Raw genomic sequence first — 315 nt, 5'->3', positions numbered from 1 at the left:
CGATCATAGACGCTAGAATTGCTTTTTTTATATTCATAGTTAACCTCCTAGGTATTCCTTCTGTTTATTAAGCATCTAACGAAAATTAGAATTTATGTATTTCATTTGAGCCTGTATATTTAGTCCGATAACGTCTAATGCCCCCCCAATAATGCTGTGCCACCCGATATGAGGTACACCACGTTCTTATCGGCATCCAATGCTGCCCTCAATACCGTTTCTTTGCCTTTAACGAAGCAATAATCTTTAAATAGGTTGTCCCACTTTACTTCTAATCCCGAAATGTCGATATTGAATAATTCCTTGGCAAGCGGA

At 38.1% G+C, this 315-nt stretch carries 1 pseudogene; it reads right to left on the bottom strand.

Features of this window, described 5'->3' with window-relative positions:
- Positions 1-134: 134 nt before the first annotated feature.
- Positions 135-315, bottom strand: a pseudogene (locus BBG47_RS28620) (hypothetical protein); the annotation flags it as partial.

The organism is Paenibacillus sp. KS1 (assembly GCF_001680695.1).
Classification (GTDB): Bacteria; Bacillota; Bacilli; order Paenibacillales; family Paenibacillaceae; genus Paenibacillus_B; species Paenibacillus_B suaedae.
Note: the sequence above shows the minus strand (reverse complement) of the source record. Positions and strands in the feature narration are given on the sequence as shown.